Source organism: Kitasatospora sp. MBT66 (assembly GCF_000710405.2).
GTDB classification, from domain to species: Bacteria; Actinomycetota; Actinomycetes; order Streptomycetales; family Streptomycetaceae; genus Kitasatospora; species Kitasatospora purpeofusca.
Genome location: NZ_JAIY01000006.1, coordinates 419,108 through 438,649, shown reverse-complemented (window position 1 = coordinate 438,649; position 19,542 = coordinate 419,108). Strand labels below are relative to the sequence as shown.

At 74.7% G+C, this 19,542-nt stretch carries 16 protein-coding genes and 1 pseudogene; 8 read left to right on the top strand and 9 right to left on the bottom strand.

What is annotated here, in order from left to right:
* From BI06_RS50750 to BI06_RS14480, 3 genes and pseudogenes are all read right to left on the bottom strand, one after another.
* A pseudogene (locus BI06_RS50750) lies at positions 1 to 357 on the bottom strand (hypothetical protein); the annotation flags it as partial.
* A 6-nt stretch (positions 358 to 363) separates the two neighbouring features.
* Positions 364 to 4,245 carry a glycosyltransferase family 2 protein gene (locus BI06_RS14485; protein ID WP_051741034.1) on the bottom strand — a complete coding sequence of 1,294 codons (3,882 nt, stop codon included), beginning with the start codon at positions 4,243 to 4,245 and terminating at the stop codon, positions 364 to 366.
* A gap of 248 nt (positions 4,246 to 4,493) precedes the next feature.
* Positions 4,494 to 4,763: a WhiB family transcriptional regulator gene (locus BI06_RS14480; RefSeq protein WP_030310813.1), complete on the bottom strand. Its 270-nt coding sequence runs from the start codon at positions 4,761 to 4,763 to the stop codon at positions 4,494 to 4,496.
* Positions 4,764 to 5,385: 622 nt separating this feature from the next.
* Here BI06_RS14480 and BI06_RS14475 point away from each other — a divergent pair.
* The 3 genes from BI06_RS14475 (at position 5,386) to BI06_RS14465 (ending at position 8,378) form a co-directional block, all read left to right on the top strand.
* Complete coding sequence (locus BI06_RS14475) at positions 5,386 to 6,066, top strand: cysteine dioxygenase family protein (protein ID WP_233290153.1); 681 nt, start codon at positions 5,386 to 5,388, stop codon at positions 6,064 to 6,066.
* 63 nt (positions 6,067 to 6,129) lie between these two features.
* Positions 6,130 to 7,089 carry a 2-phospho-L-lactate transferase gene (cofD, locus tag BI06_RS14470; RefSeq protein WP_043468467.1) on the top strand — a complete coding sequence of 320 codons (960 nt, stop codon included), beginning with the start codon at positions 6,130 to 6,132 and terminating at the stop codon, positions 7,087 to 7,089.
* Positions 7,086 to 8,378: a coenzyme F420-0:L-glutamate ligase gene (locus BI06_RS14465; protein WP_043468465.1), complete on the top strand. Its 1,293-nt coding sequence runs from the start codon at positions 7,086 to 7,088 to the stop codon at positions 8,376 to 8,378. Before cofD ends, BI06_RS14465 begins: the two co-directional genes overlap by 4 nt.
* Positions 8,379 to 8,392: 14 nt before the next feature.
* Here BI06_RS14465 and BI06_RS14460 read toward each other — a convergent pair whose 3' ends face one another.
* The 3 genes from BI06_RS14460 to BI06_RS14450 all read right to left on the bottom strand — a co-directional run bounded on the left by BI06_RS14460 (position 8,393) and on the right by BI06_RS14450 (position 10,168).
* Positions 8,393 to 8,836 (bottom strand): PIN domain-containing protein, encoded by a 444-nt coding sequence (locus BI06_RS14460; protein ID WP_043468463.1) that lies wholly within the window; start codon positions 8,834 to 8,836, stop codon positions 8,393 to 8,395.
* Entirely contained in the window at positions 8,833 to 9,084 is a 252-nt protein-coding gene (locus BI06_RS14455) for a type II toxin-antitoxin system Phd/YefM family antitoxin (RefSeq protein ID WP_043468460.1), read from the bottom strand. The genes BI06_RS14460 and BI06_RS14455 overlap by 4 nt, the downstream gene beginning before the upstream one ends.
* A gap of 70 nt (positions 9,085 to 9,154) precedes the next feature.
* Positions 9,155 to 10,168: a DNA-3-methyladenine glycosylase gene (locus BI06_RS14450; RefSeq protein WP_043468458.1), complete on the bottom strand. Its 1,014-nt coding sequence runs from the start codon at positions 10,166 to 10,168 to the stop codon at positions 9,155 to 9,157.
* Between the two features lie 39 nt (positions 10,169 to 10,207).
* On the opposite strand from BI06_RS14450, the gene BI06_RS14445 reads away from it, so the two are divergent.
* Positions 10,208 to 10,699: an SgcJ/EcaC family oxidoreductase gene (locus tag BI06_RS14445; RefSeq protein ID WP_063764399.1), complete on the top strand. Its 492-nt coding sequence runs from the start codon at positions 10,208 to 10,210 to the stop codon at positions 10,697 to 10,699.
* A gap of 19 nt (positions 10,700 to 10,718) precedes the next feature.
* Here the strand turns inward: BI06_RS14445 and BI06_RS14440 are convergent, their stop codons facing one another.
* Positions 10,719 to 11,942, bottom strand: coding sequence for a peptidoglycan recognition protein (locus BI06_RS14440; protein WP_051741030.1), 1,224 nt, complete (start codon positions 11,940 to 11,942; stop codon positions 10,719 to 10,721).
* A gap of 104 nt (positions 11,943 to 12,046) precedes the next feature.
* Here BI06_RS14440 and BI06_RS14435 point away from each other — a divergent pair, with 104 nt between their 5' ends.
* From BI06_RS14435 to BI06_RS14425, 3 genes are all read left to right on the top strand, one after another.
* Positions 12,047 to 12,838, top strand: a complete 792-nt coding sequence (locus BI06_RS14435; RefSeq protein WP_030398071.1) for a TIGR03089 family protein — start codon at positions 12,047 to 12,049, stop codon at positions 12,836 to 12,838.
* Between the two features lie 36 nt (positions 12,839 to 12,874).
* Complete coding sequence (locus tag BI06_RS14430; RefSeq protein ID WP_063794969.1) at positions 12,875 to 14,365, top strand: LCP family protein; 1,491 nt, start codon at positions 12,875 to 12,877, stop codon at positions 14,363 to 14,365.
* 216 nt (positions 14,366 to 14,581) lie between these two features.
* On the top strand, positions 14,582 to 16,252 hold the full coding sequence (locus BI06_RS14425) for an LCP family protein (RefSeq protein ID WP_149030376.1): 1,671 nt from the start codon (positions 14,582 to 14,584) through the stop codon (positions 16,250 to 16,252).
* A 6-nt stretch (positions 16,253 to 16,258) separates the two neighbouring features.
* Here the strand turns inward: BI06_RS14425 and BI06_RS14420 are convergent, their stop codons facing one another.
* Together BI06_RS14420 and BI06_RS14415 are read right to left on the bottom strand one after the other, a co-directional pair.
* A complete protein-coding gene (locus BI06_RS14420) occupies positions 16,259 to 16,981 on the bottom strand; it encodes an acyltransferase (RefSeq protein ID WP_082558479.1) in 723 nt (240 codons plus the stop codon).
* A 117-nt stretch (positions 16,982 to 17,098) separates the two neighbouring features.
* The gene (locus tag BI06_RS14415) at positions 17,099 to 18,139 is read right to left on the bottom strand and encodes a glycosyltransferase family 2 protein (protein WP_030398067.1); all 1,041 of its coding nucleotides are present in this window, start codon (positions 18,137 to 18,139) and stop codon (positions 17,099 to 17,101) included.
* 219 nt (positions 18,140 to 18,358) lie between these two features.
* Between BI06_RS14415 and BI06_RS14410 the strand changes: the two genes are divergently transcribed.
* Positions 18,359 to 19,542, top strand: a 1,184-nt coding sequence (locus BI06_RS14410; RefSeq protein ID WP_051741029.1) for an LCP family protein, incomplete at its 3' end; no start/stop codon positions are given.

The window sequence follows — 19,542 nt, the reverse complement described above, 5'->3', positions numbered from 1 at the left end:
GCCGTCACCGGCGCCCGCGCCCGTGCCCGGCGGGGTGTACGCGGTGAGCGTGGTGGCGCCGGTGAGGCCCTGGAGCGGCTGCGGGCAGACCACGGCGGTCCGCTCGACCTGCGCCGAGGTGGCGGTGGCCCGGTCGGCGGCCGCCGGGGCGGCGGGCTTGCGGAGCTCGGCGATGCCGAACACCGCCGCCAGCACCACGGCGGCGGCCAGCAGCGACCGGGTGGTGCGGGCGGCTCCGGAGCCCCGGGGGGCCGCCGGGGCCGCGCCGGCCGGGGCGCCGTCGAAGGTGCCGGTCCCCCCGGCACCGCGGGCGGTGTCCGGCGTGCCGGGCTTCTTCCTGAAGGCGGGCTTCTTCATCGCGGGTCAGCTCCCCGATCCGTGGTGGTGCGGGTACCGGCCCGGGCCGTGCGGGCTGTTCGGGTCGTGCGGCTGGTTCGGGTCGTGCGGCCGGTTCGGGTCCTGCTGCTCGTAGTAGGGCTCGGCCTGCTGCTGCCCCGGCACCCAGGGCTGCTGCTCGGGCTGCTGGTACGGGTCGTAGCCGTACTGCTGCTGCTCGCCCTGGTAGGGCTGGTAGCCCTGCTGCTGGTAGCCGTCCTGGCCGCCGTACCCCTGGCCGCCGTACGGCGTGCCGACCGGCTGCTGCGCGTACGGGTCGTAGCTGTACGGGTCGGCCTGCTGGTACGTCTGGTACGGGTCGGCGTACGGCTCGGCCTCCTGCGCGGCGGCGGCCGCCAGGACCGCTCCGGTCGACGGCTCGGCGACCGGCTGTGCCCCGGCCGGGCCGGGCCGGCCCTCGTACACCCCGGCGTCCGGGTCGACCGGATCCGGGCCCTCGTTCTCGGCGCCCTCGCCCCGCTCGGCCATCCGGCGGGCCCGGCGGCTGCCGGGGACCGGGGCCTGCGCCTGGGCGGCGGCGGCCAGCTCGGCGGCGGCGACCACGTCCTCGGGCAGGTCGTCGTCCTTGTGGTTGCGCCGGCCGGGCAGGGCCAGCACCAGCACGGTCAGGCCGAGCAGCAGCTGGGCCCAGGTCCAGCCGGTGTGCAGCAGGCTGCCCTCACGGGTGAGGACCAGCTTGCCGCCAGCGGCGGGGAGCTTGAAGCCCTGCGCCCAGCCGTCGACGGTGACCCGCTCCAGGGCGGTGCCGTCCAGGGTGGCCGTCCACTCGGGGGCGGCGGACTCGGCGAGCCGCAGCACCCGGCCCTCGGGACCGGCCGGCAGGGTGGTGGCGATGTCGCGCGGGCCGGACGGGACCACCACCGGGACGGTGCCCGGCGCGGTGATCAGGGCCCGGGTCGCGGGGGTGCCGTCGACCTGCCAGAGCGCGGCGCCGCCGTCCTGGTTGGCCTTGACCAGGCCGGGCGTGGTGTCCAGGACGTCCTTGAAGGCGCCGATCAGCGGCTGGTCGACCAGTACGTAGGCGATGCCGTAGCGGGAGAGCGCGCCCGCCTGGTCGGCGCCGGAGCCGGCCAGCAGGCTGCCGACGGTCCGGTCCAGGCCGGCCGTGGTGCCGGTGGCCGGGTCGACGGTGGACTCGGCCTGGCCCAGCGTCAGTCCGGAGCCGCGGACCACGGTGTACGCGACCGATCCGCCCTTCGGATCGCCGGTGAGGACCAGGGTGCGGGAGCGGTCGGTGGTGCCGGCCTGTTCGGCGATGAACGCGGGCACCTGGGCGCCGCGGCCCCGGTGCAGCGGGCCGTCGGCGCCGGTGACGGCCCACCAGAGGCCGGTGCCCAGCGGGGCGAGCAGGGCGGCGGCGACCACCAGCGCGGCGACCGGCTGGCGCCAGCCGAAGGCGATGCCGGCGACCCGGGCATTGGCGCCGTCGGCGCCGATCGCGGCGGCGGCCAGCAGGGCGACACCGGCCAGCAGGGTGGCCGGGCCGGACCACGCGGGCACGGCCGGACCGCCGGAGGCGGGGGTCACCGAGGTGCCGGCCACCACGACCGCGAAGACCAGTCCGGCCCCGGCGGCGCCCCAGGCTGCCAGCACCGCGCGGCGGCGGTCGGCGCGCAGCAGGGCGGCCAGCGCGGCCAGCACCACACCGGCGGAGAGCCAGACCGGCGGTACCCCGGCGCCGCCGGGGTTGACCATCAGCAGCCCGGCCGAGGTCGGCCCGGAGCCGTGCAGACCGGGCAGGCCGGCCTCCAGCAGCAGCCGCTGCGGGTCCGAGAGCACCTGCAGCGACCACGGGGCGAGCACCCCGACCGGCACCGCGAGGACGACCAGGACGCGCAGGCCGAGCAGTCGCAGCGCGGTGGCGCCGGAGCCGAAGGCCCCGCCGCGGACCACGGCGGTGACCAGCATGGCCAGGCAGAGCGGCACCGCCAGGGCCCAGACCAGCGGGACGAAGGCGGTGGCCAGGGTGAGCAGCAGGACCGTCATCCAGGCGGAGCGCCAGCCGGGGCGGGCGCCCTTGGCGGCGCTCTCCGCGCGGATGCCGAGGCCGGCGGTGACGGCGGCGGCGCGGGCCAGCGGCGGGAGCAGCACGGCCAGCACGGCGGTGCCGATCCGGCCCTGGGCGAGCGCACCGGTGGCGGCGGGCAGCAGCGCGTAGGTGGCGCTGGCCCAGGCGCGGACCAGCTTGGAGTCGATCAGCGGCCGGGAGACCAGGTAGGCGCTCACGGCGGAGAGCGGGACGGCGAGCACGACCAGCAGGGTGACCGCGAGGTCGGCGTGGTCGAACAGCATCCAGGAGAGGATCGACAGCACCGCGAGGTAGGGCGGCGCGGCGGCGGTGGAGCCGGTGCCGACGGGGTGCCAGGCGTCGGCGTACATCGACCAGAGCCCGGCCGCGCCGTCGGTGGCGGGCAGCAGGGCGCCGCCGAACAGGGCCCCGCCGCCGAGCAGGTCGCGGCAGGCGACCAGCGCGAACACCAGCAGGGCGGCGAACAGCACCGGCGCCGGGCGCCGGGCGAGCTTCTTGATCAGGGCGAACTGCTCGACGACCAGGTCCTCGGAGTCCTCGTCGCCCGGCCCGGCCTCGACCGAGCCGTGCCGGCCGCCGGTGTCGTCACCGCCCCCGATGCCGAGCGAGCCGACGACGCCCTCGACCGCGAGCCGGGCGGTGGCGCCGGGTGCGGGGAAGAGCGTGCGGTCGTCCAGCGCGTCGGCGGAGCGGGTGCGGCCGCGGCGTTTGCGGGCCGCCAGCAGCCGGGGCAGCCGGACGAGTTCGTGGCCGAGGCCGGCCAGCTCGTCGAAGGCCTGCTTGGGGTCCTTGCCGAGCAGGTTGGCGAACACCCGCAGCAGGGTGCCGAGCACCAGCCGGAGCAGGACGTAGGGGAAGAGCACGCCCTTGGAGTTGGCGAGCAGGGTGAAGACGGCGCCGGCCTTGTCCACCCGGTGCGGGTGGGCGGGGCCGCAGTCGATGGCGCGGCGCTCGCGGCTGGCGGCCTCGGCGTGCCGGAGCACGGCGTCCGGGGCGACCACGACGCGGTGGCCGGCGGCGTTGACCCGCCAGCAGAAGTCGGTGTCGTCGCGCATCAGCGGCAGCGCCCGGTCGAAACCGCCGAGCTCCTCGAAGACGTCGCGGCGCACCAGCATGCCGGCGGTGGAGACGGCGAGCACCGGGCGGACCTGGTCGTGCTGGCCCTGGTCCTGCTCGCGCCGGTCGAGCCCGGTCCAGCGGCGGCCGGAGCGGGCGATGCTGACGCCGACCTCCAGCAACTGCCGGCGGTCGTACCAGCTGCGCAGCTTGGGGCCGACGACGGCGGCACTGGGGGTGGAGTCGGCGACCTGGAGCAGTCGGCGCAGCGCGTCGGTCTGCGGCTCGCAGTCGTCGTGCAGCAGCCAGAGCCATTCGACCGGGGTGGTCTCGCGGGGGCCGCCCCGGCCGAGGTCGTCCTCCTCGCCGAGCGGGTCGCCGAAGTCGTCCCAGCCGCCGGTGACCGGGTCGTAGCCGGAGGGGTCGAGCCGGTAGGGCAGGTCCTCGGCGCGCAGCGGCGGGCTGTTGAAGACCGCCTCGGCCACGGCGGTGCCGAAGCCGGCCCGGCGGCCGAGCACGGTCGGGCCGCTGTCGGGGAGCCAGTCGGCGAGGGTCTCGGCGAGCAGGCGCTGGGAGTCGTCGGTGGATCCGGTGTCGACCGCGAGGACGCGCTGGACCTGGCGATCCTGGCCGAGCAGGCCGGCGAGGGCCTGCGGCAGCCAGCGGGCGCCGTCGTGGGAGACTATCACGGCGGTGACCAGATGGCGCGGATAGGCGGGCGGCCTGCTGGCGGAGGAGCCGCTCTGGTGGCTGTAGACGGTCATCGAGTGCGCGGGCCCCAGTTCTCGGTGGACACAGCCGGTGAACGGCAACCGGATGGCGCACCACACTAACGGCTCCGGGTGTCGGCTCCGTCCACGGTGTCCGCCCGGGAACGCGAAAGCGCCTCACCACGGGGGGTGAGGCGCTCCGTCGCGGGCTGTTCGCGCGGGCCGGCCGGTCGGGGTGCCGCGGCCGGCGGATCCGGGGAAGCCTGGGGATCCGGAGGTTCCGGGGGATGCGGCCACCCCGGTCAGACGGCGCTCTTCTTGAGCCGACGGCGCTCGCGCTCGGACAGGCCGCCCCAGATGCCGAAGCGCTCGTCGTTGGCCAGGGCGTACTCCAGGCACTCGGAGCGGACCTCGCAGGCGAGGCAGACCTTCTTGGCCTCGCGGGTGGAGCCGCCCTTCTCCGGGAAGAAGGACTCGGGGTCGGTCTGCGCGCAGAGTGCGCGCTCCTGCCAGCCGAGTTCTTCCTCCTCCTCGATGCCGTCACCGATCAACAGCTCAAAGAGCTCGCTCATGTGGCGCGCCTCCTCTGCCCCTATTGGCGTCCCCGTGGTTGCCGTTGCCTCGTGCGGCCGACGACACGAGTGAAATTACAGTTGCGTCACTCTGGCCCAGTCAAGCCGAGCTCTGGTATTGGGGTCGGGATTCACTCCCTGGCACCAAGCCGTTACGAATAGTGTACATAACCGGACACATGGGACCTCTAGCCCGATTGCGCGCGAAAGTCGACGAACCATTCGCGACCGGGGGCCGGGTGACATGCGGTCACCGCCACAGGCCGGTCATCGCCCTGCCTTCCCGGCGATCTTCCCATCGAAACATAGAGGGTGATTTATCACTCCATCGGGTAGTTCATGGTCGATCTCACCCGAATGTCCGCTCTCCCCGAGTTGACACCGGCCCTGCGGATGCGTTGTCCTTTTCCCTATGTCAGAGTTCCTCGGCCCCCGGAGCGGTTCCGCGCTCCGCCCTGCCGTGAACTCCTGTTGTCGCCTCTGTTCCTGCCGCTGTATCTAGGCGCCCGCCGTCCCGCCGCGCGCCGCCCAGGAAGCACAGAGGCCGCCCGCGATTCCCGCCCCAGGACATCCCGGACCCGGCTGACTCCCCTGACGAACCAGCCCTCCGAGGACGACTCCCGTGCGAATGATCCGCATCCGCAAGCGGAACCGCGACCGCAGCAAGCTCGCTCTCCACGGCCTCCGCGCCGCCTCCACCACCCGCCCCGCGGCACCCGCCCCCGCCGCCCGGCCCGGCGGCCACCCGTGGGCCGACGGCCTCAGCGACGTCTCCATCGCCGGCGACCCGCTGGCCTTCCCGCACCTCGCCCGCACCGACCTGCCCGCCCACCCCACCACCGTCGCCGAGTACGCCCGGCTGGTCCGCGAGATCGCCGCCGACCGGGACCGCTGGGAGCCGCTGGTCCGGTACGACGCGCTCACCCGCTGGTACGCCCGGCTGGAGACCGGCCCCGGCTACGAGGTCTGGCTGCTCAGCTGGCTGCCCGGCCAGAGCAGCGGCTTCCACGACCACGGCACCTCCTCCGGCGTGATGAGCGTGGTCCGCGGCGAGCTGGTCGAGCGCTCCCTCACACTCCCCCAGCCTTCGGCCGGGGGTACCCCCAGCGGGTCGGGGTCGCGCGACCTGCGCCCCGGCGGGCAGAGGGTCTTCTCCCCCGGGTACCTGCACGAGGTGGTCAACGCCTCGCTGGAGCCCGCCGTCTCGATCCACCTCTACACCCCCGGCCTGACCGAGATGAACCAGTACGGGGCCGCCGTCGTCCCCGAGCAGCACCCGCAGACGTCCGCCGAGGCCCACTGAGGCTCCGGGCGCGGTTGTCGAGGGTCGGGCTGACGACCCGTCGGCGCGTGGCAGGATGGGCGCATGCGCATCGTGGCACTGGCAGGCGGGATCGGCGGAGCGCGTTTCCTGCGCGGACTCCGGGAGGCCATCGGACCCGAGGACGAGATCACCGTCATCGGCAACACCGGTGACGACATCCACCTCTTCGGGCTGAAGGTCTGCCCCGACCTCGACACCGTCATGTACACCCTCGGCGGGGGCATCCACGAGGAGCAGGGCTGGGGCCGGACCGACGAGACCTGGTCCATCAAGGCCGAGATGAAGGAGTACGGCGTCGGCCCCGAGTGGTTCGGGCTCGGCGACCGGGACTTCGCCACCCACCTCGTGCGCAGCCAGATGCTCACCGCCGGCTACACCCTCAGCCAGGTCACCGAGGCGCTCTGCGTGCGCTGGCAGCCCGGGGTGCGGCTGCTGCCGATGAGCGACGACCGGGTCGAGACCCACGTCCGGATCACCGACGAGCAGGGCACCCGGGCCATCCACTTCCAGGAGTACTGGGTCAAGCTGCACGCCGCCGTCGACGCCGAGGCGATCGTGCCGGTCGGCGCCGACACCGCCAAGCCGGCGCCCGGCGTGCTGGACGCCCTCGCCGAGGCCGACGTCATCCTCTTCCCGCCGTCCAACCCGGTCGTCTCGATCGGCACCATCCTCGCCGTGCCGGGCATCCGCGAGGCGGTCGCCGCCGCCTCCGCGCCGGTCGTCGGGCTCTCGCCGATCATCGGCGGCGCGCCCGTGCGGGGCATGGCCGACAAGGTGCTCGCCGCCGTCGGGGTCGAGGCCACCGCCGAGGCCGTGGCGCTGAACTACGGCTCCGACTTGGTGGACGGCTGGCTGGTGGACACCGTCGACGAGGCCGCCGTGGCCGCCGTCGAGGCGGGCGGGATCGCCTGCCGGGCGGTGCCGCTGCTGATGACCGACGTCGCCGCCACCGCCGAGATGGCCCGGGCCGCGCTGGCGCTCGCCGAGCAGGTACGCCGGTGAGCCTGCGGATCCTCCCGGTCGGCGGGCTGCCCGAGATCGACGCCGACAGCGACCTCGCCGAGCTGATCGCCAAGGCCGCCGACTACGAGGACGGCGACATCCTGCTGGTCACCTCCAAGGTGGTCAGCAAGGCCGAGGGCCGGCTGCTGCACGCCGCCGACCGGGAGGCCGCGATCGACGCCGAGACCGTCCGGCTGGTCGCCCGGCGCGGCCCGATCCGGATCGTCGAGAACCGCAACGGCCTGGTCATGGCCGCCGCCGGGGTGGACGCCTCGAACACCGCGCCCGGCACCGTCCTGCTGCTGCCCGAGAACCCGGACGCCTCGGCCCGCGCGCTGCGCGCCCGGCTCCGGCAGCTCACCGGGCGCCGGCTCGCCGTCGTCGTCACCGACACCTTCGGGCGGCCCTGGCGCAACGGCCTCACCGATGTCGCCATCGGCGCCGCCGGCCTGGCCGTCCTGGACGACCACCGCGGGCGCTCCGACTCGCACGGCAACGAGCTGTTCCAGACCGTCACCGCCACCGCCGACGAGCTGGCCGGCGCCGCCGACCTGGTGAAGGGCAAGAGCACCGGCACCCCGGTCGCCGTGGTCCGCGGCCTCGGCCACCTGGTCACCGCCGAGGACGGCGAGGGCGTCCGGCCGCTGCTCAGGCCCGCCGCCGACGACATGTTCCGGCTCGGCACCTCCGAGGCGATCCGGCAGGCCGTCACCCAGCGGCGCACCGTCCGCGCGTTCACCGCCGAACCGGTCGACCCGGGCGCCGTCCGGCGCGCGGTCGCCGCCGCGGCCACCGCGCCCGCGCCGCACCACACCACGCCGTGGCGGTTCGTCCTGCTGGAGACCCCCGAGGTGCGGACCCGGCTGCTGGACGCGATGCTCGCCGCCTGGCGCCGCGACCTCGCCGAGCTGGACGGCTGGGACGAGGAGAGGATCGCCCGCCGCACCGCCCGCGGCGACGTCCTGCGCGCGGCCCCCTACCTGGTCGTCCCGTGCCTGGTGATGGACGGCTCGCACGACTACCCGGACGAGCGCCGGGCCGCCGCCGAGCGCGAGATGTTCACCGTCGCCGTCGGCGCCGCCGTGCAGAACCTGCTGGTCACCCTGGCCGGCGAGGGCTACGGCTCGGCCTGGGTCTCCTCGACGATGTTCTGCCGCGACACGGTGCGCGAGGTCCTCGACCTCCCGGAGCACTGGGACCCGATGGGCGCCGTCGCCGTCGGCCGCCCAGCCGAACCGCCCCGCAGTCGTCCGGACCGCACGGCGGACGCCTTCATCGAGGTGCGGTAGCCGGTCGGGGACGGTCAGCCGAGGTCGTCCGGCAGGAGCCGGAAGGCCTCGTGGTTGGTCAGCGGCCGGATCGCGCGGAAATGCCGCCGGTCTACGGTCAGCACGGCGTCGGTGCGGAACTCGGCAGCGAGTGCGACGTTGATCGCGTCAGTCAGGCCCATGTTGAGCGTCGGATACCTGCGCATCACAGCCCTGGCCGCGCCAAGGTGCGCGCCCACTTCGGGCACCTCGTAGCGACCGATGGCGCACTTGTCGATCACGTCGTCGAGGATGCGCATGGCCCCGTCGACCCCGAGTGACTTGGTGGCCAGGTAGTCCAGCTCAGCAAGGACCAGCGGAGAGACCACGAGGTGTCCAACCGTGCGCAGTGCCGCCCGACAGGCATCGTGCTCCTTTTCCGCTGGCGAGTAGCAGGAGAGCAGGGCCCCGGTGTCGCCCACAACAGCGACGGCGCTCACTCTCCGAACCCTTCCATCGCGCTGTCCAGATCATCGAGAATCCGGCGACCACCGCTGATGACCGGCATGTCGTCGATCTCGTCACCCATCGGGTCCGTCCGGAACTGGTAGCGGGGCTCGGCGAGGTCCGGCGGCAGGATCGTGGCCACATGGCGGCCGTCCTTGGTCACGGTGACGGTCTCGCCGCGCTCGACGGCTCCTATCACCTTGGCTGTCTGCTGGTTCAGCTCCCGCATGGTTGCTTCCATGCGACCAGCCTACGCCAAGTACTACGCCGTAGTACGCCGATGAACGTGCAGTTCACCCGAACGGGCGGTTTCAGCGGCGGCGGTGGTCGTTGGGGGTGAGGCGGGGGCCGAAGCGGGGGGCGTGGGTGCCGGTGGACAGCAGGATCCGGCACAGGCGGTGGCGGTGCGGGCGGTAGGGCTCCAGGAGGGCCAGCATCTGGGCGTCGTCGCTGCGGACCCGGCCGGCCAGGGCCCAGCCGACCGTGTTGGGCAGGTGGAAGTCGCCCACCGAGACCGCGTCCGCGTCCCCGTTGCTGCGCTGCAGGGTCTCGGCGGCCGTCCAGACACCGACGCCCGGGACGGCGGTCAGACGGGCGAAGGACTCCTCGTGCCCCATCGCCGAGGCCTCCTCCAGCCGGGGGGCCAGCCGGACGGCGCGCTGCACCGTCGCGGAGCGCTTCGGGTCGACGCCCGCGCGGTGCCACTCCCAGCTCGGCACCAGCGACCACTCGCGGGCCGAGGGTGCCACCCACATTCCCTCGGCCGGGCCGGGTGCCGGGGTGCCGAAGGCGCGCAGCAGGGTGGACCAGGCCCGGTAGGCCTCGCCGGTGGTGACCTTCTGTTCCAGGATCGCCGGCACCAGGGACTCCAGGACCAGGCCGGTCCTGGTCAGCCGCACCCCCGCCGCGCCGCGTTGCGCCTCGCGCAGCGGGCCGGCCGGCAGGACCAGGCCCGCCGGGTCGTCCCGGTCGCCGAGCAAGCCGGGCAGTCCGTCCAGCAGCCACTGCGCGCCGGGGCCCCAGGCCGTCGCCTCGACCACGCCCTCGGAGGGACGGGCCAGCACCCGCAGGGTGCCGATGCCGCCCGGGGTGCGGGAGGCCCGCCAGAGGGCGCCGTCGGCCGTCCTCCGGTAGGACGGGTCGGCCGGGCCCCGGCGCAGCGGCAGCAGGGTGCGGGCCACGTCCAGCGGGAAACCGGGCCGCCAGTGGCGGACGGCTCCGGCGTCGGGACTCCCGGTGTCGGAGCTCCCGGGGCCGGGCACCTCCGCAGGCACCTCCGCGGCCGCGGCCCGGGGCGCGCGCCCGCCCGTCGAGGTCCCGCTCACCGCCGTGCACCTCCTGCACCGTCCGCCGACCATGGGGATATGAACGATACGCGGGTGCCGGAGCTGTCCGCCGGTGACGAGAGTGCCGTGCGGTCCCTCTACCACCGGGTGCTCGAAGGGTGGAACCTGCGGGACGGCGCGGCCTTCGCCGGGCCGTTCGCGGTGGACGGCGAGCTGATCGGCTTCGACGGCACCCGGCACGGCGGCCGGTCGGTGATGGCCGCCGAACTGGGACGGATCTTCACCGGCCGCCCGACGCCCGAGTTCGTCGCCAAGGTCCGGCGGGTGCGGGCGCTGGGGCCGCGGGTGGCGCAGTTGGACGCGGTCGCGGGCCTGGTGCCGGACGACGCGGAGGACCTCGATCCCGCGCTGAACGCGCTGCACACGGTGATCGCGGTCGACGCGGGCGCCGGCTGGCGGATCGCGCTGATGCAGGCCACCCCGGCCCGGTACGACGAGCGGCCGGACCTCGCGCGGGCGCTGACGGCCGAGCTGCGGGCGCTGATCGGGCGCGGGCCGGGCCCGGAGTAGGGCGGGCCCGGCCGGGGCGTCAGCGGCCCTGGAGCCGCGCCGCCTCGGTGCGCAGCTCGGGGAGCCTCGGGTAGAGGGCGTCGCCCGGGCACTCGGTGTTGAAGGCGTCGCGGTGTCCGGAGACGGCCTGGAAGTCCGCGCCGGTGCCCGCCGGGTAGAGGCTGCCGTCGGAGCCGGAGACCATCCGGGTGCTCCCGGCCGCGTCCTGGTCGGTGAGGCCGAGCTTCCAGGCCGCGATCCGGGCCACCCCGGTCAGCAGGTCCGCCGGGGGGACGTCCGTGACGAAGGTGCCGATCGCCGCGACGCCCGCCGAGTCGGTGTTGAAGCCCAGCGTGTGCGCGCCGTGCACCGGCAGGTCGGTGCCGCCGGCCCGGCCCTCGTAGACGGTGCCGCAGCGGTCGACCAGGAAGTTGTAGCCGATGTCCCGCCAGCCGTTGCTCTGCACGTGGTACTGGTAGATCGCCCGGATCACCCGGGGCGCGTCGGAGCACGCGTACTCGGTGGTGGTCGCGGTGTGGTGGACGAAGACCACCCGGACCGGTCCGGTGTACACGAAGTCGGGCTCGCGGATCGACTCGTCCGCGCCCCAGCCGGCCCGGGTGACGATCTCCGGGCGCGGGGCCTGGTGGTGTCCGGTCCGGCGACCGCCGTCCGCCGGTCCGGCGGCAGGCGGTTCGGCGGGCACGGTCCGCGCGCCGGCGGAGCGGACGCCCTCCCCCGGGTCGACCAGCTCCACCCGCAGTCCGGGCGGCGGTCCGGCCGGACCGGGCGTCACCTCGACGGCGACACCGTCGCTCGGGCCGGTCCACAGCGGTGCGGTGGCACCGCGCGGCGCACGGCCGGCGGCGGTGACCGCAGTGGTGGCGGCGGTGTCGGCCCCGGCGTCCGGACCGTCCTCGCCGTCGGTCTCCAGCTCGTGCCAGCCGCTCCAGACGCCGGTGGCGGCGTCCCGGGTACGGACCTTGACGGTGCCCCCGGCGAGCGCCCGCGCCGGACCGTCCCAGCCGACGCCGAGCAGGTCGAACCGCCGGGCGGTGCGCCCGGCGAGCAGCCGCCCCCCGGTCAGCGGGAGCGAGGTGACGGAGCCGCCGCCAGCCGGACCCGGCGCCCCCGGGCGGGCCACCGGCGCCCCGGCACCGGCCCGGGCCTCGGCGGGGATCGACGGGAGCGTCAGGACGGCCGCGAGGACGGCGAGCAGGACGACGGGCGGGCGGCCGCGGAGGGCACGGAGAGAGATGCGCATAACCCGGATGTTCACGGGATTCCGGGCGGGGCGCCACGCCACCCCGCGACCCTTCCGCCACCCCTCCCGGACGTCCACCCGAAGGCCGTAGGCTGGGGCGCACCATGACTTCGCCTTTCGCTGCCGATGCCCGCACCCCCGTCGAGCTGCTGCACGCTTACCTGCGAGGTGGCACTCCCTCGGTCGACCCCGCGGCCCCACTGGTCACCTTCTACGACGACGCCACCGGCGAACGCGTGGAGCTGTCCGCGAGGACCTTCGACAACTGGGTGGCCAAGACCGCCAACCTGCTCCAGGACGAACTCAACGCCGGTCCGGGCGACCGCGCCGCGCTGCTCCTCCCGGCCCACTGGCAGAGCGCCGTCTGGCTGCTCGCCTGCTGGTCGGTCGGGGTCGCGGCGGTCCCGGCCGGCGACCCGGCCGCCGCCGACCTGGTGGTCAGCGGCCCGGACGGCCTGGAGGCCGCCCAGGCCTGCGAGGGCGAGCGGGTGGCGCTCGCCCTGCGGCCGCTCGGCGGGCGGTTCCCCCAGCGCCCGGACGGCTTCCTGGACTACGCGGCCGAGGTGCCCGGACAGGGAGACCGGTTCGCCCCCTACTCCCCCGTCACCCCGGACGCCCCCGCGCTGGAGACCGTGGTGGACGGCCTGCCGCTGAAGCTGACCGGGGACCAGACCGTCCAGCTGGCCCGCGAGGGCGCCGCCCGGCTCGGCCTCGGACCGGGCGACCGGGTGCTCTCCACCCTCTCCTTCGACGACTGGTCCGGGCTGGAGGCCGGGCTGCTGGCGCCGCTGGCGGCCGGCGCGTCGGTGGTGCTCTGCCGCAACGCGGACGGCCTGGACGCCGAGCAGTGGGAGAAGCGGGTCGAATCCGAACGGGTGACACTGCGCCTCGGGTAACCCCCGGCCCCGGCCGGGCGGGTAGGGATCCCTGCCATGGCCGAGGACGACACCGAGCACCCCCCGACCGAACACCCGAAAACCGAACCCCCGCGGGCCGGGCTCCCGCCGAACGGGCGGACGCCGAACGGACAGCCGCCGACGGGACAGCCGCCGGACGGGCCGGACGGCGCCGCCGGGGCGGGGGGCCCGGCGGACCCGGGGTCCCCCGGCGCGCCCGGTGGTCCCGATGCTCCCGGTACACCCGGTGCTCCCGGTGCTCCTGGCGGGGGCAGACGCCGGCGCCGGCGGTGGCTGATCGTCACCGCCGGCGTCCTCGCCTTCCTGCTCGTCGGCTGCGGCACGCTGCTCTGGGTCGCCTACCGCAAGCTCGACGGCAACATCCGCACCGACTCCACCACCGACCAGCTGCTGGCCCGGCTGGAGGCCGAGCGCCCCAGCCGGACCGCCGGGGCCCGGGGCGCCGAGAACCTGCTGCTGATCGGCAGCGACGACCGGACCGGCGCCAACGCCACCTACGGCGCGGCCGGCGGCCAGCGCTCGGACACCACGATCCTGCTCCACCTCGCGGCCGACCGGCGGCACGCGACCGCCGTCTCCATCCCGCGCGACGTCATGGTGAGCGTCCCGGCCTGCGAGAAGCCGGACGGCACCCGCAGCCGGCCGACGCTGATGCAGTTCAACGCCGCGTTCGAGACCGGCGGCCCGGCCTGCTCGATCCGGACTGTGGAGCAGCTCAGCGGCATCCGGATCGACCACTACGTGATCGTCGACTTCGCGGGCTTCAAACGGATGGTGGACGCCGTCGACGGGGTCGAGGTGTGCGTCCCGCAGCCGATCCACGACAAGGACGCCAAGCTGGACCTCGCGGCCGGGCGGCAGACCCTGCACGGCGAGCAGGCGCTCGGCTACGTCCGGGCCAGGGAGACCCTCGGGGACGGCAGCGACACCCAGCGGATGGGGCGTCAGCAGCAGTTCCTGGCGGCACTGATCCGCAAGGTGCAGTCGCAGGACGTGCTGCTCAACCCGACCAAGCTGTGGCCGGTGCTGGACGCCGCCACCTCCTCGGTGCAGGCGGACGGCGGGCTGTCCTCGCTGGGCGAGCTGTACGACCTGACCCAGGACCTGCGCGGGATCCCGTCCTCGGACGTGACCTTCCTGACGGCGCCTCGGCGGCCGTACCGGTTCGACTCGGACCGGGACGAGTTCGTGCAGCCGCAGACCACCCAGTTGTTCGCGGCGCTGCGGGACGACCGGCCGGTGGAGGTGCGGCCGCCGGGGTCGAGTCCGTCCGCCGCTCCGGTGGGGACCAGGCCGACGGTGGCGCCCTCGGCCGCGCCGGTCCCGTCGGCGGTCCCGTCGTCGGCGTCGGCTTCGGCGTCGGCTTCGGCGTCGGCTTCCGCTTCGGTTCCGACGTCGGTCTCCTCGGCCGCCGGGACCCCTGGACCGTCGCCGTCACCGGGCGCGAGCGGCCCGGCGGCCTTCGAGGGGCGGACCGCCGATGTGGACGCCTGCGCGGTGCATTGAGCCTGGACACGATCACTGTTCCGTACACAGAACATGATCTTGGAGGGGTTCTCCCCGGAAATTCCCGGCCCCGCATTCGGCCGCGGAATTCCCTCCGGAAACCATGGCGGAGATCACACTCGGAACAATTCCGTCATCCGGCTCGTCTAGGGTGTCCGAGTCGGTCGCGCATTTCGCGCGCCGGGCCGAGGAGCGGCCGGAGGGAGGGGAGCACCCGTGCAGCAGGACATCCACGACGGAGGGGCGGGCGCCGACCGGCACCCCGCCGACCCCGCCCGGGGCATCCCCGCCCAGCGACTTCACACCCCGGCCGAGGCCGCGGCCGAACCCCCGCACCCCGGCGGCCGGGCCGCCCGGCGCCGGGCCCTGACCGCCCGGCGCACCCGGCGCCGTCGGGTGCTGAAGTGGACCGGCGGCCTCGCCGCGTTCGCCCTGGTGGCCGGCTGCGGCGGCGCGTACTACGCGTACCAGCACTTCAACAACAACATCACCGCCGTCAAGGTGCAGCTGGGCAACGAGGCCGAGCGGCCCAAACCGGTCGCCGACGCCCTGAACATCCTGGTGATCGGCACCGACAGCCGGGAGGGCCTGGGCCGCGAGTACGGCGACGAGGGCAGCGCCGGGCACGCGGACACCACGCTGCTGTTCCACATCGCCAAGGACCGCAGCAACGCCACGGCGCTCAGCATCCCGCGCGACCTCATGGTGCCCGTCCCGGAGTGTCGGACGCCGGACGGGAAGGCCATCCCCGGTACGGCGCGCACGATGTTCAACAACAGCCTCGGCCAGGAGGGCCGCGATCCGGGCTGCACCTGGAAGACCGTCGAGAAGGTCACCGGGATCCGGGTCGACCACTTCGTGATGGTCAACTTCGACGCCGTCAAGACGCTCTCCACCGCCGTCGGCGGCGTCGAGGTGTGCGCGGCCAAGGACATCAACGACCCGGACTCGCACCTGCGGATGGCCAAGGGCCGGCACGTCGTCCAGGGCGACGAGGCGCTCGCCTTCGTCCGTACCCGGCACGCCGTCGGGCTGGGCGGCGACCTCACCCGAATACCGCTGCAGCAGCAGTTCATCGGCTCGATGATCCGCTCGATCAAGAGCAGCGACACCCTGACCAACCCGGCCAAGCTGTGGAAGCTCGCGGACTCCGCCACCAAGGCGCTCACCGTGGACTCCGGGATCGGCAGTGTGGACAAGCTGAAGGACCTCGCGCTGGACCTGAGCAAGGTCGACAGCGGGAAGATCACCTTCGCCACCGTGCCGGTGCAGGACGACCCGGCGGACGAGAACCGGCTGGTGCTCAAGCAGCCGGACGCCGCCCAGCTGTTCTCGATGGTCGGCGGCGACCGCTCGCTGACCGAGCCCGCGGCGGGGGCGGCGGCCCCGGAGGCACCGGCGGCGTCCGCTCCGGCGGCTCCGGCGGCCACGTCCGCTCCGGCCGCTCCGGCGGCTCCGGCCGCGCCCGGTGGTGCGGCGTCGACCGCCGCGGCCGCGGTCGACGCGAAGGACCTGCGGGTGACGGTGCGCAACGGCAGCGGGACGCCCGGGCAGGCGCAGCAGGCCGTCGACCGGCTGGTGGCGAAGGGCTACGCCAAGGCCGCCACCGCCGCGAACGCGCCCGTCGCGACGGCCACCTCGATCGCCCACCCGGCCGGGAAGGCCGCCGAGGCGGCGGCGCTGGCCGCCGCGCTGGGCCTGCCCGCCGAGGCCGTCAAGGCCGACCCGAAGCTGGGCGCCCGGGACGGGCTGGTGCTGGTGCTCGGCAAGGACGCTCCGGCGGCGGCCGCCGCCCAGGCCGCCGCGACGCCCGCCGCGGTGCCGAGCGAGGCTCCGAAGGACCTCCAGCGGGTCCAGGGCGACGACATCGACGCCTGCGCGAAGTAGTCCCGCTCAGCGGCCGGTTTCCGAGGATTCGGCAAGGGTCTCGGGTTCGACCGGGGGCTCGGGTTCGACCAGGGGCTCGGGTTCGACCGGGACGAGCAGGCCGTCGTGCTCCCGGTACTCCTCGCCGGTGCGCGGACAGACCCAGCGGTCCGCTCCGGCCGGTCGCAGCGGTTCGCCGGCCCGGCCGACCCACTTGATCCGACGGGCCGGGACCCCGGCCACCAGGGCGAAGTCCGGAACGTCCCGGTGCACCACCGCGCCCGCCGCGACCAGGGCCCAGCGGCCCACCGTCACCCCGGCGACCAGGACGGCGCGGCCGCCGATCGAGCAGCCACGGCGGAGCGTCACCCCTCGGGCATGCCAGTCCTCGCCGCGCTTGAGCCGGCCGTCGACGTCGACCGAGCGCGGGTAGAGATCGTTGGTGAGCACCGCCGCCGGTCCGACGAAGACGCCGTCCTCCAGGACCGCCGGCTCGTACACCAGGGCGTGGTTCTGCAGCTTGACCCGGTCGCCGATCCGCACCCCCGGGCCCACGTAGGCGCCGCGGCCGATGATGCAGTCCGCGCCGATCACCGCGTCCTCGCGGACCTGGGCGAGGTGCCAGACCGTCGTCCCGGCGCCGAGCACGGCGCGCCCGTCGACATCGGCGGTGGGTTCGACCCGGGCCCCGGAGCCCTCGGAAACGGAGCCCTCGGAAACGGCGGCGGACCCGCCCTCGACTGTCCCCATGGCGCCCGACGATAGCGTCGGGCGCGGGAACGGGAGGGCGGGTCCGCGGGATTGGCCGGATGGTGCCTCGGCCGTGCCGAGCCGTGCCGAGCCGTGCTCAGCCGTGTGCGGGCGTGATCAGCCGCGCTCGGCCACCACGTCCGCACTGGACGGGGCGCGGCTGCCGATGACCCTGCGGGCCAGCGAACGGGGCGAGGTGAGGAAGCCGAAGCCCCAGCTGAGGTGCATGGTCGCGAAGGCCACCGCGAGCAGCGCCTTCGCCTTGGGCGACAGGTCGCGCCCCTCCTTCAGCGCACCGCCGGCGATGCCGAGCAGATAGACGCCGGGCAGGGCCAGGAAGGCCGGGTGGACGGCCAGGCCGAGCAGCAGTCCGAGCGTCACCCCGACGAAGGCGGTGGGGGGCGCGAGGTAGCGCAGGTTGACCGAGCCGCGGTGGTAGCGGGTGACCACCCGGCGCCAGCGCCCGTAGTCCTTGTACTGCTTGGCCAGGGCCTTGATGGTGGGCCGGGGCCGGTAGGTGACGCGCAGCTGGGGGGTGAACCACACCAGGCCGCCGTCCTGGCGGATCCGGTAGTTGAGCTCCCAGTCCTGGGCGCGGACGAACTCCTCGTTGTAGCCGCCGAGGCGCTCCAGCACCTCGCGCCGGAACACCCCGAGGTAGACGGTGTCCGCCGGACCGGCCAGGCCGCCGGTGTGGAAGGCGGCGTTGCCGACACCGATCTTGGAGGTCATCGCCGCGGCGACCGCGTGCTCCCACTCGGTCTCGCCCTCGGCGTGCATGATGCCGCCGACGTTGGCGGCCTCCATCTCGCCGAGCAGCCGGACCGCCGTGGTGATGTAGCCGGGGGTCAGCAGGCCGTGGCCGTCGACGCGCACCACTATCGGATGGCGGGAACCGCGGATGGCGGCGTTCAGCCCCGCGGGGGTACGCCCTGTGGGGTTCTCCACCGTCCGGACTCTGGGGTCCTCGGCGACGAGTTCGGCGGCGATCTGCGCGGTGCGGTCGGTGGACGGACCGAGGGCGATCACCACCTCCATCGACCCGGCGTAGTCCTGTTCCAGGATGTGCCGGACGGCCGTGCGCAGGTGTCGTTCCTCGTTGAGCACCGGCATGATCACGGAGACCGCCGGCAGCTCCTCAGCAGCCTTGGTGTTCATCGGGGCCAACCGTACCGGTGCGGGCGGGGTGTCGTCTTGTCCCGGTCTGGGCGTCTCCGCCCGGGCGGGCAGGGGGTGTGCGAAGGACCGTCGTAGCAGCTGTCCGGGGTCGCCGGTGGGGCGCACGGAGGAACGTTTCGCCGGTCGGGGCCCACCGTACTCCCCGGCCACGGCGCGCCCTCACCCGGCCCGGCCGAGGGCGCCCCTACCATCCGAGAGATGCCCGTCTCCCCCCGTTCCGCCCAGTCCGAAGACCCGGCCGGCGACCCGCTCGAACAGTCCGCCGACCCGCTCGAACGCTCCGGTGAGCCGCTCGAACGGTCCGGCGGCCCCTCGGAGCGGCGCCGCTTCTGGCCCCGTCGACTGGCCGCCGGCATCGCGTTCAGCGTCCTCGTCACCTCCTGCGGAGGCTGGGCGGTACTGCACGGGATCGGGTCGATCGACCGGGTGGACGCCTTCAGCAACGACCGGGCCCGGCCGGCCGACGACGGCTCCACCACCTTCCTGGTGGTGGGCACCGACGAACGCGACGGAATCCCGGAGAAGACGCTCAAGACGGTGCTGCACGCCGGGGGGGAATCCTGTCACTGCACCGACACGATGATGATCGTCCAGCTTTCCGGTGACGGCTCCCGGGCCGGCGTGATCAGCATTCCCCGGGACTCCTATGTCGACATCCCCGCCCACCGGGACCCGGCCACCCGGCGGACGGTCCCGGCTGCCAAGGGCAAGATCAACGCCGCGTTCGGGATGGGCGGCCCGCAGCTGACCGTCGCCACCGTGGAACAGAACACCGGGCTGCGCATCGACCACTACCTCCAGGTCGACTTCGCCGGGTTCGTCTCCGCCGTGGACGCCGTCGGCGGAGTCCGGGTCTGCACCGCCAAACCGCTCAAGGACGAGTACTCGGGCCTCGACCTGCCGGCCGGCACCAGCACCCTGGACGGCGCCGGCGCGCTCAAGTACGTACGGGCCCGGCACGTGGACGGCAGCTCCGACCTGGGGCGGATGCGCCGGCAGCAGAAGCTGGTCGCGCAGCTGCTGCACCAGTTGACCAGTGGCGGCGTCCTGCTCAGCCCGGTCCGGCTGGCCCGGGCGACCGACAGCCTGCTCGCCTCGGTCAAGGCCGACAAGGGGCTCTCGGCGGACGATCTGATCACGCTGGCGACCCGGATGAAGGAGCTGACGGCCGGGCGGGCCGACTTCGTGACCGTGCCGCTGGCCTCGGTGGACCACCCGGTCGCCGGCTGGGGCTCGACGGTGCTCTGGGACAAGGAGCGGGCCCGGGCACTGTTCGACGCGGTGCGGGAGGGGCGGCCGCTGGTGGCGGAGGACGGCGGGGCGGGCGGGGCGCAGCCGGTGGGCGGGGCGGAGCCTTCGGCGGTTCCGGCGGCCGGGGCCGG